The organism is Plantactinospora soyae (assembly GCF_014874095.1).
GTDB lineage: Bacteria > Actinomycetota > Actinomycetes > Mycobacteriales > Micromonosporaceae > Plantactinospora > Plantactinospora soyae.
The window spans coordinates 5,453,614-5,468,361 of sequence record NZ_JADBEB010000001.1 but is presented as its reverse complement, the minus strand read 5'-3'; the positions used below and the strand labels follow the sequence as shown (position 1 = coordinate 5,468,361).

Sequence of the window (14,748 nt, the reverse complement as noted above, 5' to 3'; positions counted from 1 at the left end):
GCGTACGCTGCCGGGGTGAACGGGAATCTGGCACAACCTTCGGCCGCTCCGTTGGGACGCCTGCTTGCCCACCGTGGGATCGAGGCGTCCGCCCTGGCGCGGATGGCCGAAGTGTCCGTACTGGAATTGGATGCCGTTCTTGCCGGTAGCGAGGTACGGCCGGCGCTAGTGTGGCGTCTGGCACCCGCGCTTGGTCTGCACGCCGCGGACTTGTTCGTGATCGCCCAACTCGACTTGCCGGACGAACTGGCCGCGGCGACCGGGACCGTCTCCTGGAACGCCGGACAGCTGATGTCTGACGCGTCCCGCCTGCTGCCGGAGCTTCGGGAGCGGCTGCACGATTTCATCCGGTCGCTGCCCCTCGTCCCCCCGGCTGGCCCGAGCCGGCCGGCCAGCAGCTATCCGCCCGGGCCTGCCACCACGCTGCTGCGCCTGCTGGAGAACCGCAACATCCATCCATGGAACGCGCGCCTGCTATGTGTCGTCGGCGATGGCCCGTACGTGTCCAACTCCACCGTTAAGGGAGTCTGCCACGGCCGGTTTGCGTTGACTCCGCATTACGTGACCGCGTTCGCGAACGTCTTGGGCATCCGAACCGGTGACCTGGCCGCCCTGACCGGGGTCGGTCCACCAGTCGAAACCGGCCACCCACCGCACCCACAACGGGCCAAGCTCGCCGCCTTGGGCTGGGACGCTCGACGGCTAACCAGCGACCAACTCCGGCAGGCTATGAACTTTGCCCATGACCTGTGGCAGGCAGATCCACGCACCTGGTGCTATATGTGCCGGTCGTATCACGGACCCGAACGCGTGCCGACCGAGGCGCCGCCGGACGTGACCTGGCAGCGGGTCGCGGCGCGGATGGTACCGGTCAGCGCGTCGGCCGGGCCGCACACTGTCGTCGGGGGGACCGCATCTGGGTACGAGCACAGCATGGTCGGTGCGCTAGTCGCCGCAGCACACCTCAGCGCGCGGGCCAGCGCCTCGGCCGGGCATGCGTCGTGGGAGCCGACGCTGTCCCGTCAGTTCGTACCAAGCAGCGATCGCGACGCGTTGTTGGAGACCCTACAGACCGGATCGGACGGCCTGCGCGAGCCGGACAACTTCTCGATCCCGGCCGGGGGGCTGTTGCGTTCTCGACTCGGTGGACATGTCGAACCTCGGATGCAGGTCGGGATTCAGATCGCTCGGGCGAGTTCGGTGAACGCCGCGGCGACGCGGAGCGCCGGTGGCGCTTCGTGTCCGAGTTCGTAGTGTCCGAGTTCGTAGTGTCCGCGTCGCAGGTTCTGCATGAAGGCGTGTCCGGCGATGATCACTTGCGCGGTCCGGTCTGTCCGTAACCCGCGCATCGGTCGTAGTCGGTGCTTGAGCTGGCTGTGGTCGGCCTCGATCGGGTTGTTGGCGTACCGCTCGACGTGGTGCCAGGCTGACGGGACGAGGTCGTCGAGGACCGCGGGGTAGACCGGGGCAGCGTCGGTGACCACCTCGGCGGGTGTCACCTTCAGGATTCGCAGCGCCCGTTGGAAGAACCGTCGCGCCGCGGCGGCGTCCCGGCGGGTCGACACGAGGACGTCGATGACCTGCCCATGCTGGTCGACGGCCCGGTACACGTACCGCCACACACCATTGACTTGGACGTAGGTCTCGTCGACGAACCACCGGTCACCAGGCGAGTGGCGGGCGAACCGGGCGGCGTCGGCCAGCAGCGGCATGAACCGCTGTACCCACCGGTATACGGTGACGTGGTCGACGGCGACACTCCGCTCGACCAGCAGTTCCTCCACATCCCGGTAGGACAGGTTGAAGCGCAGGTACCAGCGGACCGCGACGACGATCACCTCAGCCGGAAACCGGAACCCGGCGAACGCCGACCCTGGCGGCGACCACGCAGGACGCTGGCCCGATTGCTTCATGCGTCAACACTGCCCCGGCCCGCAACCGGCGACGCAACAGAGCCACCAGGTGCTCCCGACGGAGCAGGTCCGTGATCGGTCGATTGCGCAGCCGGACGAGTACGGTCGCTATCCAGCAGAGGTAAGCCGCCGTGGTGGCGCGTAGCAACACGAGCGCCGCATAATGGCCGGTGACGGTGCCGTGGTCCGTCCGGGCCCGGCGGCCATGTGGGAAGTAGCCGTCAACTCGCCGTGTTGATGCATCAGCACGGCGAACGCCATGAGCACGGCCCTGGCCATACGGTGCCACTCCACCTCCGGGCCGTGCTCGGTCGGACCGCCGACGACGATTGCCACCGCCAAGGCCAGGAGCAGCAGCGTGCCCGCGTACTACACAACTGATGCGGCGTCGAGGGTCACCGCGACCATGACAGCCACCACCGCACCCGCAAGCATTCGGGCGCTGCGTGAAGCGCCCGCCCGCGGCACGACGCAGCAGCAGGCTGACATCGTGGCCCGACCCGAGCATGATCACCTCGATCATCAGGACGTCATCGCGGTGCGGCGCCGGGGCGTGACCATTGCGCGGTGGGGCGGCCGTTGAGACGCCACGGGTGCCCGGTGACCCGCGGCCAGTCTTCAGGCGAGTTCTCCCAGTTCTCTTGCCGGCCGTACACCGTGAGGTCCAGGGCGTGGTAGGTGGTCATCAAGGCCTCCACGCCCCGCCCGGTGGTCCAGTAGGTCTCGTAGACCTCGTCGCCGTCGCGCAGGTAGCACGCGACGAACCCGAAGCCGCGACCGTCGGCCAGAACCGGGTCGGAGTCTTTCGCCGAATACCAGGGGAACCTATAGCCCATGAACTCCGCGAACGGGGCGCTTTCGTCGTAGGGACCCTCGCAGAACACGGCGTAAGTAACGTCCCGAGCGTGCAGGTAGTCCAGCATCTGCATGTGACAGGTCGAGAAGGTGCACCCCTCACACTGATGCTCGTACGGTTTGCCGTCGTGCCACATGTGGAAGTAGGCGATGAGCATCCGGCGGCCCTCGAACACCTCCACCAACGGGGTGTTCCCGCCAGGGCCCCGCACCGTCACCGTCGGTATGAAGGTCATCGGCAGCTGACGACGAGCGGCTGCGATCGCGTCTCCTTCGCGGGTATGGGCCTTCTCCCGGACCAGCAGTTCGTTGCGTTCGCGCAGCCAGGTCTCCCGGTCGACGACCGGGGGCGCGGCGGCGCTGGGCGCGGGGGTTGCCGTCATGGCTATCTCCTTCGTGGAGTGGGGATCGGTCACAGGTACAGACGACCGAGTCGGCGATCGTCATCGGTGACCGATGACGGATGGGGTGCGCGGTCGTCAGTACGGTGGTGAGGACCACCGAACCGCAGGGAGATCACATGTCCGACTCGCCTGATGAGCAGGCGGTCTGGCTGCAGCGCGCCTTCGACGAGCACCGGCGTGAGCTACACGTGCACTGCTACCGCCTCGCCGGGAACGTCACCGACGCGGACGACCTGGTGCAGGAGACCTTCCTGCGTGCCTGGCGGGCGCGCGACCGCTTCGAGGGTCGGGCGTCGGCGCGCACTTGGTTCTACCGGATCGCCACGAACGTCTTTCTCGACAGCCGCAAGGCGGCCGGTCACCGGACGGTACCGTATGGTGACCCACTGGAGTGGTCCATTGAGCTCGGTCCCTATCCCGACGCCCTGCTGGCCGACGATCCGCAGACCGGTCTCGCCGCCCGGGAGACCGTCGAGCTGGCCGTGATCGCAGCGCTCATGTACCTGCCGCCGCGGCAGCGGGTGGCCTTCGTGCTGCGCGACGTCTACGGCTGGACGCCGCAGGAGATCGCCGCCGCGCTCGACACCGCCGTAGCGGCCGTCAACAGCCTCCTCCAGCGGGCCCGCCACACCCTCCGGCGGCGCGCTCCGTCGGACCCGAAGGACTGGCGCCGCCCGCAGCTCACCAGTGAGGACGAAGAGATCCTGCGCCGCTACGCCAACGCGAAGGACCCGGAGACGATTCGGGCACTGCTCGCCGAGGACGTACGGATCACGATGCCGCCCGAGCCGCCGGTCGTCGGGATCGACGCGGCCGCGGAGTTCCTCAGTCGACCGCTCGACTGGCGTACTTTCCCCACCTCGGCCAACGGGCGCCCGGCACTGATCAACTATCTCCGCCTGCCCGGCAGCCCGTACTACGAGGCGTTGGTCGTCGACGTACTCCGGATCGAGAACGGGAAGATCGTAGAGAGCAACGCCTTCATCGGCGCTCGTCAGGTCGCCGCCTTCAGCATGCCCGCCACGCTCGAGCCCTAGACGCCCACGGCCACCGCACGATCTTCGATTGTCCGCACGAACTATCGATGATCAACGCGGTGGCCGTCGTCATGCCGACGCCACGCCCAACGCCGAAACCCAGTGACGTTGGAGTACTAAGGCTCCAGTAGCTGCGCGAAATCTGTCACCGCTGTCCCGTGACGCCCGTTCGAGCCTTCCAACACCCGGGTGTCGGCGTCATGGTGTCGGACCGGACGCGGGATTGGTGTCGCGGGAGGGCTGGGTACCCGGAATGCCGCGCCAGGCCTCCTGCTCGATCTCGCGGAGCCGCTCGTCGTCGCCCTGCTCCAGGCGGCTGACGGCGTACCGGAGAATCGGTGGTGCCATCAGGGAGGTGACGATGGCGACCAGCACGACGATGGTGTAGGTGACGGTGTTGAGTACACCGAGCCGCAGGCCGGTCAGGGCGATGATGACCTCGACCACGCCCCGGGCGTTCATACCGGCGCCGATCGCCAGGCCCTCCCAGCGGCTGAGCCGGCTGAGCCGGGCGCCGATGTACGCGCCGGCGAACTTGCCGAGGATGGCGATGACGAGCACTGCCAGCGCGGCGAGTGCGACGGTCGGGTCCACGAGTGCGGTGAGGTCCATCCGCAGTCCGGCGGTGGCCAGGAAGATCGGGGCGAGCACCGCCGTGACGAGCGTACGCAGAGATGCCAGCTTGATCTGGTTGGCCGCGCCCGGCAGGCCGATCAGGATGCCGGCGACGAACGCGCCGAAGACCGGCTCCATGCCCAGGGCGTGGGTGCAGACCGCGCCGAGCAGGATGACGACGACGGCCGTGGCCACGCTCGGGCCGCCGTCCTCCGACCGGTCCGCGATCCTCATGACCCGGCGCACCACCGGTCGGCCGGCCAGGACGGCGAAGACGATGAAGCCGACCAGGTACAGCAGGGACAGCGAGACCTGTCCGGCGCTGACGCCCTTGACCGCGGCCGCCGAGACCACCGACAGCAGGAACCATCCGACGACGTCGTCGAGCGTGCCGGCCAGCAGGATGAGCTGCCCCACGTTGCGATGCAGCAACCGCATGTCGGACAGCGTCTTGGCGATGACCGGAATCGCCGAGACGCACATCGCCACCCCGAGGAACACCGCGAACAGGAGCCGACCGCCGTCACCGGTCTCCATCAACGAGGGCAGCAACGCGCCCAGCGCGATGCCGAAGCTCAACGGGATCAGCAGCCCGCCGAGGCTCACCCGGACGACGGTACCGGCTCGCCGTCGCAACAGGCCGATGTCGAGATGCGCTCCGGTCACGCCGACGAGCAGCAGTACGCCGAACTGGCCGATCGCGTCGAGCAGGTGCATCTGGGTCGCTTCGGCGGGCAGCAGCCAACCGCTGAGGTCCGGGGCGACCCAGCCGAGCAGCGAAGGTCCCAGAAACACGCCGGTGAGGAGTTCGCCGACCAGCGCGGGCATCCCCACCCGCTGTGCCAGCCACCCCAGGCACCGCGCGAGCAGCAGCAGGGTCGCCACCGCGAGCAGGAAGATCAGCAGCTGATGCGCTCCGAGCGGCGGCGCCAGCGTCATCGTGTCACCCCTTCCGACGGGCCAGAGGGATCCTGACCCAGGGCGACCACTGTGTGCGAGTGTGTGGACCGGACGAGTACTCAGCGCCCGTCCCAGACCGGGTCGCGGTTCTCCGCGAACGCCTGCGGACCCTCGACCGCGTCCCGGCTGTACATCCGTCGCTGTTCCCATTCGAAGCGGGTCGCGAACGCCTGCTCCATCGGCATGTCCACCGACCGCAGCACCGCCTCCTTGATGGCCCGCATGGCCAGCGGTGCGCCGCGCAGCAGCGCGTCGACCCAGTCGGCGACGCACCGGTCGAGCCGGTCGGCCGGCACCACCTCGTTGACGAGTCCGAAGTGGAACGCGACATGTGCGGTCATCCGGCGCCCGGTCAGCAGGTATCCCATCGCGGCTTTCAAAGGGAGCTGCCGGGACAGCCGGAATGCGCCGCCGGCGCCCGGCACGAGACCGAGCAGCACCTCCGGCAGCGCGAACACCGCGTGGTCCGCGGCGACGATGATGTCGCAGGCGAGCGCCAGTTCGAACCCGCCGCCCAAGGCGTAGCCGTTGACCCGGGCCACCACGGGCTTGGAGAAGTTGAACCGCTCGGTGAGTCGTGGCGAGCCGGGCTGACCTCGGCTGCCGAAGGTGGTCGGCTGCGCGCCGAGCCGGTTGAGCTCGGCACGCTCGCGCAGATCCTGCCCGGCCGAGAACGCCCGGTCACCGGCGCCGGTCAGCACGACGATCCGGACGTCGTCGTCGGCTTCGACCTCGTCCCAGATGACCCCGAGTTCCTCGTGCATCCGCAGGTCCATCGCGTTGAGCACCTCAGGGCGGTCCAGCGTCACGTACGCGACGTGGGCCCGCTTCTCGAACCGCACACGCGACCGCCCGGCACCCGGCCTGACATCCACCCCAGTCACGTCCGCACCGCTCACTCGCGCACGGTAAAGCGGCCGACCTTGCCGACCACGTCCCCGCCGTACAGGCGCAACGCCTGCTGCACCGCGAACTCGGCGAGGTAGCCGCGCACCGCGTCGACCGGTTCCTCGGCGGCGAGCAGCATCCGCCGGTTCGCGACCACCGCCTCGCCGCGCAGGCGCTCGGCGGCCGGCCGCACCGCCGCGTCGAGTGCCTCGCCGGGTTCGTGGACCTCGTCGACGAAGAGCCGAGCCTCGGGTTCGGTGACCCGCAGCCGGCGGCCGAGCAGGATCACCTGTCGGGCGAGGCGGGCACCGGCGTACCTGGTGAGCCGCAGGTTCGCCGCACCGGGCACGATGCCCTCCTGGGCGGCCGGCAGGCTCAGGTACGCGTCGGACGCGGCGATCACCTGGTCGGCGACGAGGAGCAGCTGCGCGCCGCCGCCGATGGCGAACCCGTCGACGACGGCGAGCCACGGCTTGCCCCCACCCGACGACCAGCCGTCCGCCTCGCGCAGCCCGCGCGCGAGTTTGTGCACGTACCCCAGCTCGCGTCGCAGCAGGAAGTCCACCAGCCCGATCTCGCCGGCGTGCAGCGCCTTGAGGTTGATACCGGCGCTGAACACCCGCCGGCCACGGTGGCGCGGGTGGGTCATCGGGCCGCCGCGCAGCACGCACACCTCTACCGCGGGGTCGAGCAGCGCCAGGTCGACGGCGGTCTCCATGTCGTCGACCTGGCGGTTGTCTTCGGCGTTGAGGCAGTCGTCGCGGCACATGGTCAGGTGTGCGGTGCCGTCGTGCCGCCGCAGCCGGACGGAGCCGAGGTCGATCTCGCCGCCGTCCAGGTAACCGTCGAGCAACCGGAGGGCACGTGGTGTCGGCCGGAGCATCGCGTCGAGCAGGTGCACGCCCTCCTCCGGCAGCCGCAGCACGCCGCTGACGAAGATGCCCTGATCGATCTCCCAGCCTTCCTTGTCCGCCTGCGGCCGGGCGCGTTCGACGGCCATCGTCGGCTCGTCGGGTACCAGCCCGGGGAATGCCGTGGCGGCGGCGGTGCAGAGCTCGGCGAGGCGCGGCTGCCGCGCGAGCCCGTCGGTGAGCTCGGCGTAGACCGCCGGGCCGTGCCGGCGCATGAACCTGACCCGGATCGCGCGCACGTCAGCGTGGGCCGCGGCGCCGGCCGCACGCTGCTCCGGCGAGCGGTCCGACGGTTGCGGCAGCCGCCGCAGCACGGCGGCGGCGCGTTGCGCCGCGTCGGCGAGAGCGTGCCGGGCGGTCGCGAGGTCCGCGTCCGCCGTCAGCAGAGCATTCCCCGGGGCGGTACTCATGGCGCCGCCACGGCGGCGATCCGGCGCAGCGCCCGGTCGCAGGCGGCCAGGTGCGGGCCGAGCGCCTCTTCGAAGCCGACGCTCTGCGCGTCGTGGGCCAGCTGCCGGCGCACCGCCAGTTCGGTGCCGGACAGCAGCGATGCCCGGGCGACCGCCCCGGCCAGCGCGGTGGGCAGGTCGTCGACCACCTCGTGCACGAGGTGCAGCGTCAGCGCGTCCCGGACGTCGAGGACGCTGCCGAAGAGGGCCGCGTGCCGAACGGCCGCCGCGTTCGGCGCCTGCCTCGCCAGGCGGTACAGCGCCATGCCGGGCCAGACCAGACCCGCCTGCACCGGCAGGATCAGCCGGACCGACGCGGTGGCCATCCGGTGATCCGTCGCCAGCAGGGCGTCCAGCGCCGGCCCGCCGCAGTCGCCGACGGCCCCCGCGATGGTGGTCGCCGGAAGCCGCTCCAGGCGGCGTAGCACCTGTTCCCAGCGGTTCACCAGCTTCACCGTCAGGGCACCGGCCCAGTCGCCGGACGGACTGCCCGACACGTGCAACACCACGACGGCGGAACCCTCGAGGTCCTCCGCCCGGTCGCAGACCGCCGCGACGGCCGCCACCGTCTCGGCGCTGAGTGGCCGAGCACCGTCGATCCGCAGCTCCAGCCGATCGTCGCCGGCCGCCGCGCCGGAATCCACCGGCGTCTGCCCCCGGGTCACCACTGCACCAGCGCTGTCTCGATCGTCGAACCCGGTCCCATCGTCATCAGCACCCCGTAGTCACCGCGCGCCGCGACGCCTTCCTGCAGCAGCCGCTGGTAGGAGAAGAGAAATGATCCGCTCGACAGGTTGCCGTAGCCCCGCAGGACACCGACGGTGTGCCGTACGTCGTGGCGGGTGAGACCCAGATTGACCCGGACGGCGTCGATCACCTTCTTGCCGCCGGAATGCACCAGCCAGTGCCTGATGTCGCTGCGGCGCAGGCCCGCCCGGGTGAGCAACCCGTCGACCAGCGGGCCGGCGTGGGCACCGACGACGTAGGGGATGTCCGGGTCGAGGAAGAAGCTGAACTTGTGCTGCGCGTCGTCCCAGTCGTAGCGCATGGCGTCGAAGGCGTCGGTGATGATGGCGCTGGCGAAGGAGAGGATCCGCGGTCCCCTCGACCGGCGGGGCGACGACTCGCCCACGCCGTTCGGTCCGGCCGAGGGCGCGGTCAGCACGATGGCACCGGCGCCGTCGCCAAAGAGGCTGTTGACCACCGCCGTACGCATGGTGCTGTCGATGACGTAGGCGGCCGAGCAGGCCTCCGTGCACACCATCACCGCCACCCGGCCGGGGTTGGCCTTCGCCCAGCTCGCCGTCGCGTTGAGGGCGTTGAGGCCGGCGTTGCAGCCCATGCCGACGACGTCGAGCCGGTGACAGCCCGGGTCGATGGCGAGTTCGCGGATGAGCAGTGCGCTGACGCCGGGGGTGGCGAAGCCGGTCGACGTCACGCAGCAAAGATAGTCCACATCGACCAGCGTCAGTGCGGCGTCGGCGAGCGCGGCCCGCACGGCGCGCGCGGCCATGTCGACGGCGACCGACTTGTGCTTGCGCAGCAGTGCGCCCTGGGGTTCGTCGACGAACGCGCCGTCGACGCGTTCCGGGACGGTCAGGTAACGCCGCTGGATGGCGCTGTTGGCGAAGACCGACCGCACCTTGGCATCGGTGATGCCGTAGAGGTCCAGCAACTCCCGCTGGGAGTAGGGACGGCCGGAGACGGCGGTGCCGATGCCGGCGATGTACGGGTCGGCGGTGGCCGGCCTGACCGGCCTGGGGCGCGGCAGTGCGATGGTGGCGGACACCTCGGTGCTGACGGCAGGCGTCATCGGAAGGTCCACCCCCACATGCGAGGCTTGCTCCGCAGGCGGGTCGCCACAGTGATCACGGTCGGTCACCCCTATCGGTTGTCGGGAACCATGATGGGAAACCATTACGCCACAGCAGCCGTACAACCGCGCCAGGTGCGCAGTCGCACGTGCCGCGCCCCGGTGAACAGATGGCGGTCAGGCAGTGTCGCTGATGCTGCGTTGCTCGAGCTCGTCCGCCAGTTGCGTCCACTCGTCGGCGCAGGCCCGGGCGACGTTGGCGATGATGTAGGTGCAGTGTGGCGGCACCTGCTCGGCGACGTGCAACCGCTCGTTGGAACGGATCGCACGGGTGTAGATCCAGCGCAACAGGTTGCGTCCGGAGTCGGTGAGGCGCAGCGTAGGGTCCTTCTTCAGACCCTGCAACATCCAGGCGAGCCCGGCGCCCTGGGCCAACTGCTCGACGCCCGGCTCGACGGCCTTCGCGTCGTTGCGGCGCCCGCCGACCTGCGGCACCGGATCCTCACCCCGCTGGATTCTCCTGCGCACGTCCCGCACGGTGCTCGGCGACACATGCGCCTCCCGGCCGATCTCGCGCAGCGAGGCTCCCGGCCGCTCTTTGATCAGCGCGGCGGCACGCAGCCGGCCCTCCGCATTGTTCAGTGGACGCACCCGGCCGTCCCGGCCGGTCCTCGCGCGGATGTCACTCGCGTCCGTGCCAAGGTCCATCCGGCGGCGGACATTGCCCACCGTCCGCGCGCCCAATCCCGCCACCGCCGCGATCGCCCGGTCCGACCAGTTCGGATGCGATCCGATGATCCGCTCCGCGGCCCGGGTCCGGTCCGCCAGCGACAGGGGCAGACCGTGGGCGATGTTCGCCTGCACCGCCAACACGAACGCTTCCTGCTCGCTCCCGTCGAACAGCAGTGCCTCGATCATCTCATCGCCGCGTAGCAGGGCCGCGCCCAGACGATGAGTTCCGTCGATTACGCGCATCGTCGGCCGATGCACAATGATAGGTGGAAGTCGATCCTCGACCTTTGCCAGGACTCGCGTATGTTCCAAATCCTCGCCGACCGCTCGCGGCGAATCTCCCGGCAGTAGCGATCGAATTGGCAACCATTGCACTTCCGAATGAACTCCCGGCAATCCCTGCCGCACTACAGAGGAATGTATCGAATTAGATACTTCCACTCTTCTTTCTACGGCCACGTTGACGACACGACTCTGCTCCAAGACAGCCCCCGAAACGGTTGATCCATGGCCCATCGTCGCGCGTGTACCTTCGGAGGACACGCGCGCGTAGCGTTGATCCTTACCCGTCCCGAAACATCCTAGTCACACAAAACTGATGCGGGCAACAGGCAAGACGCCCATCCATACGAAAGGCATGGCGACGTGCGACACGGGGAAACTTCCACAGACCCCGGGGCCGCCGGGCCGTTAACACACCGTTGCCAGGTCACCCTCGAATTGCCGGGTGGTTCGCTCCGGCGGACTCGTCGACCTCCGCTTCGACGAATCGGGCCAACCGGGCTATCCCCTCTTCAATGTCCGCGGCAGTGAGGTAACTGGTGGACAAACGTATGCCGCGCTCTCCACCGACATCGCCAGGGTAGAAGTACGACATCGGTGTCCATAGCACGCCGAAATGCTCCGCCGAGCGGCCGAGGGCAGCGTTATCGGCCCGGAACGGCACCGACATGGTCAGGAAGAAGCCGCCACTCGGACTGTTCCAGGTCACGCCCAGTTCGGCGCGGCGCGCAGCCGGCAGTTCCCGGTCAAGATGATCCAGAATGAGCCGCATCGACTCACCGTAGTGCCCGGCGGGACCGGCGTTGAGTGCCGCGAGAGAGCCGTCGACGCTGAGCAGCGCACCGGCGACGACCGCCTGGCTGAGCGAGGAGGTATTGACCGTGACCATACTCTTGATCTTGGTAAGCTCCCCGGCGAGCAGCCCGGTACGGCCGGCTGCGTCGCGTACGGGCTGATCGGCGACGACGAATCCGACGCGGGCACCAGGAAAGATCGTTTTCGCGAAGGACCCGATATGGACGACCCGATGCTCGGTGTCGAGCGACTTCAGTGTCGGCAGCTGGTTTCCCGGGCTCACCAGCCGGTAGGGGCTGTCCTCGACCAGCAGGATGTCGTGCCGGGCGGCGAGGTCCAGCAGCGCCCGGCGGGTCGGCAGCGGCATGGTGGTGCCCGCCGGGTTCGAGTGGTCGGGAATGACGTACAGCGCCTTCGGCCGGCGCCCCCGGGCGAGCTGCGCGCGGATCGCCTCGACGACGTCCTCCGCCGCGAGCCCGTCCGGCCGCTCGACCACGGGCACCACTTCGACGTCCAGCAGCCGCGCCACCCCGGTGATGCCGACATAGCAGGGACTGGCGACCAGCAGGACGTCGGCCGGACCCGACGCCAGCGCGCGCAGGACGAGCAGCATCGCCTCCTGCGCCCCGACCGTGACCACGATGGACTCGGCCGGAACGTCGATGTTCTCGTCGATGCGAAGCGCGTCGCCGACCAGCTCCCGGATCTGACCCGCCGTGGGACCGTACTGGTACAGCAGACTGCGGATCTGGTCCGGCGTACGCCCCTCGTCCTCCAGATGCTTGAGATAACGGCCGAGGTAGTCGAAGATCTGCTCGGTCGAGAAGAACCCGTCGTACGGACGGCCGGCGGCGAACGAGATCGCCTGCGGGTGGCGCATCGTGATCTCGTTGAGGAAGTTCATGGTGTCCAGCAGCGGGTCGGAGAGGCTCCCGTGCAGGTGCTCCCGTTGCAGCACGGCGCGGCGGCGATCCGGTCCGGCGACCGCGACCAGCTCCGGACCCGTCTGGTCGGCCGCCGTGACCCCGGCGAGCGACATCGCGTCGGTCAGCTCGTCGCGCAGGATCCCCAGCACCCGCGCCACGCCCGCCTGCTCCCCGGCGGCCAGGCCGTGCAGCACCGGGCGTCCCACCAGCACGCCGTCCGCGCCGAGCGCGAGCGCGACCAGCACGTCGGTGCCGCGACGCACACCGCCGTCCACCAGCACCACGCACCCGCCGGCCACCTCGGCGACAATCTCGGGCAGCACGTCGAGGGTCGGTGGCGCGCCGTCGAGCTGGCGACCACCGTGGTTGGACACCACGAGACCGTCGGCTCCGGCGTCGACCGCCCGGCGGGCGTCCACCGCCGTCAGGATGCCCTTGAGCAGGATCGGCAGGCGACTGACGGAGCGCAGCCAGTCGATGGCCGACCAGTCCAGCGCCGGGTCGAACTGCGCGCGGGCGTGTTCCCCGGGTGAGGCGTACTCACCCTCCGGAAGGTTCACCGGTCGGATGTGCGGCGGCAGCCTGAACCCGTTGCGGTCGTCACGCAGCCGCCGACCGAGGTGCGGGGTGTCCACGGTCACCACGAGTGCCTCGAACCCGGCACGTTCGGCCCGCAGCACGAGGTCCCGGGTGATCGCCCGGTCCCGGAAGCAGTACACCTGTGCCCACAGCGGTGCGGTCGCGGCGCCGGCCAGCTCCTCGAAGGTACGCCCGGCGAAGGTGCTCACCACCACGGGTACGCCGGCCTCGCCGGCCGCCCGCACCGTCGCGAGCTCGCCGTCGGGGTGGACCAGGGTGTGGTAGGCCAGTGGTGCCACCGCGAAGGGTGCCGCCCAGCGACGGCCGAGAATCGTCCTCGCCAGCTGCGGCGTGCCTGCGGCGGCGAGCATCGTCGGGCGTATCCAGGCCCGGTCGAAGGCGGCCCGGTTGCCCGCGAGGGTACGCTCGTCGCCGGCACCGCCCTCGATGAAATCCCAGACCGCCGGGGGCAGCCGCGTCTGCGCCAGTCGCGCGGCGTCCGCGAGGGTCAGGATGTCCATCAGCGAGCCGTCAGCCGGTCCCGCTCGACGGCCTCGTAGAGAGCCCGGATGTTGGCGCTGCCGAAGCCGCGTGCGCCACGACGCTGGATCAGCTCGTAGAACAGTGTGTTCCTGGGGTACGGGGATCGGGTGAACAGCTGCAGCAGGTATCCCCACTCGTCCCGGTCGGCCAGCACGTTCGTCGTACGCAGGCCGGCGATCCGTTCCGGCATGTCGGGAAAGCGCTCGGCGAGCAGGTCGTAGTAGGACGCCGGCGTCCGCAGGAAGTCGACGCCCCGCTGCCCGGCCTCGGACACCGCCGAGACGATGTCATCGACCAGCAGCGCCAGGTGCTGCACGCCGGGGCCGCCGTTGCGGTCGAGGAACGCGTTCAGCTGTCCCGTCCCGGTCGCCGAGCCCGGTGCCACGAACGTGAACGTCACGTCGTCCGACCCGCCGCGTACCACGACCGAGTCCATCGAGCTGCCGCCGACGTCGACGAACTCGGACGAGTACCGGCCGAGGCCGAACCCGGCGGCGTAGAAGTCGGCGTATTGGTCCAGCGAACCGTGCTCGACGCAGATCGCAACGTGGTCGAGCAGGCGGATCCGGGGCGCCGGGGCGAGATCGGCGGACACCGGCCGCCACGCGTGGCCGGCAGGCGGCGACACGTCCGCGCTCGCCGGGACGAGCGTGTGCCGGACCGATCCGAAGCCGGAGACGATCGGGTTGCCGCGCGAGGTGCCGAGATCCGTGGCACCCGCGGCGATCGCCGTGGCGTGACTGGCGGCGACGTCGTCGCAGCCCAGCGCGAGGTCGGCGACGCCGTCGCCATGTGCTTCGATGAACCGCTCGGTGCACGGCCCGGTGGTGACGACGAGCTGCACCCGCCCCTGCCGCAGCAGGACCGACTGCGACGCCTCGTCCTCCGATTCCGCCACTTCGGTGAAACCCAGGGCCGAGGCGAGGTAGTCGACGGCGGCCTTCTGTTCGCTCGCGTACAGTTCGACGAACGCGATCTGCTGCGCCGTCATCTGGCCTCCCAAGCGGAGCATCGTCGGACTCGAATACCGCGGCAAGACTGACAGA

12 protein-coding genes are annotated in these 14,748 nt (G+C 69.7%); 2 read left to right on the top strand and 10 right to left on the bottom strand.

Translation table 11 applies throughout. The features are described 5' to 3' along the window. The first annotated feature begins 15 nt into the window (after window positions 1–15). Window positions 16–1,254: a hypothetical protein gene (locus H4W31_RS24070; protein ID WP_192768715.1), complete on the top strand. Its 1,239-nt coding sequence runs from the start codon at window positions 16–18 to the stop codon at window positions 1,252–1,254. Here the strand turns inward: H4W31_RS24070 and H4W31_RS24065 are convergent. Further along, window positions 1,179–1,913 carry an IS6 family transposase gene (locus H4W31_RS24065; protein ID WP_192768714.1) on the bottom strand — a complete coding sequence of 245 codons (735 nt, stop codon included), beginning with the start codon at window positions 1,911–1,913 and terminating at the stop codon, window positions 1,179–1,181. The two genes, H4W31_RS24070 and H4W31_RS24065, sit on opposite strands and share 76 nt — an antisense overlap. A 530-nt stretch (window positions 1,914–2,443) precedes the next feature. Then, the gene (locus H4W31_RS24060; RefSeq protein WP_192768713.1) at window positions 2,444–3,151 is read right to left on the bottom strand and encodes a DUF899 family protein; all 708 of its coding nucleotides are present in this window, start codon (window positions 3,149–3,151) and stop codon (window positions 2,444–2,446) included. Window positions 3,152–3,288: 137 nt separating this feature from the next. Between H4W31_RS24060 and H4W31_RS24055 the strand changes: the two genes are divergently transcribed. Further along, a complete protein-coding gene (locus H4W31_RS24055; protein WP_192768712.1) occupies window positions 3,289–4,209 on the top strand; it encodes an RNA polymerase subunit sigma-70 in 921 nt (306 codons plus the stop codon). Between the two features lie 198 nt (window positions 4,210–4,407). On the opposite strand, the gene H4W31_RS24050 is transcribed toward H4W31_RS24055, so the two are convergent. The 8 genes from H4W31_RS24050 to hppD form a co-directional block, all read right to left on the bottom strand. Next, window positions 4,408–5,763: a cation:proton antiporter gene (locus H4W31_RS24050; RefSeq protein WP_192768711.1), complete on the bottom strand. Its 1,356-nt coding sequence runs from the start codon at window positions 5,761–5,763 to the stop codon at window positions 4,408–4,410. Between the two features lie 80 nt (window positions 5,764–5,843). After that, a complete protein-coding gene (dpgD, locus tag H4W31_RS24045) occupies window positions 5,844–6,626 on the bottom strand; it encodes an enoyl-CoA-hydratase DpgD (RefSeq protein WP_192768710.1) in 783 nt (260 codons plus the stop codon). Between the two features lie 53 nt (window positions 6,627–6,679). Next, window positions 6,680–7,993, bottom strand: coding sequence for a (3,5-dihydroxyphenyl)acetyl-CoA 1,2-dioxygenase DpgC (dpgC, locus tag H4W31_RS24040; RefSeq protein WP_192768709.1), 1,314 nt, complete (start codon window positions 7,991–7,993; stop codon window positions 6,680–6,682). Next, a complete protein-coding gene (dpgB, locus tag H4W31_RS24035) occupies window positions 7,990–8,697 on the bottom strand; it encodes an enoyl-CoA-hydratase DpgB (RefSeq protein ID WP_225945650.1) in 708 nt (235 codons plus the stop codon). The genes dpgC and dpgB overlap by 4 nt, the downstream gene beginning before the upstream one ends. After that, entirely contained in the window at window positions 8,694–9,845 is a 1,152-nt protein-coding gene (dpgA, locus tag H4W31_RS24030; protein WP_192768708.1) for a 3,5-dihydroxyphenylacetyl-CoA synthase DpgA, read from the bottom strand. The genes dpgB and dpgA overlap by 4 nt, the downstream gene beginning before the upstream one ends. Window positions 9,846–10,022: 177 nt before the next feature. After that, window positions 10,023–10,835, bottom strand: a complete 813-nt coding sequence (locus H4W31_RS43045; protein WP_318783376.1) for a helix-turn-helix domain-containing protein — start codon at window positions 10,833–10,835, stop codon at window positions 10,023–10,025. Between the two features lie 451 nt (window positions 10,836–11,286). After that, window positions 11,287–13,680: an aminotransferase class I/II-fold pyridoxal phosphate-dependent enzyme gene (locus tag H4W31_RS24020; protein ID WP_192768707.1), complete on the bottom strand. Its 2,394-nt coding sequence runs from the start codon at window positions 13,678–13,680 to the stop codon at window positions 11,287–11,289. Continuing rightward, window positions 13,680–14,693 (bottom strand): 4-hydroxyphenylpyruvate dioxygenase, encoded by a 1,014-nt coding sequence (hppD, locus tag H4W31_RS24015; RefSeq protein ID WP_192768706.1) that lies wholly within the window; start codon window positions 14,691–14,693, stop codon window positions 13,680–13,682. The genes H4W31_RS24020 and hppD overlap by 1 nt, the downstream gene beginning before the upstream one ends. Window positions 14,694–14,748 lie beyond the last annotated feature (55 nt).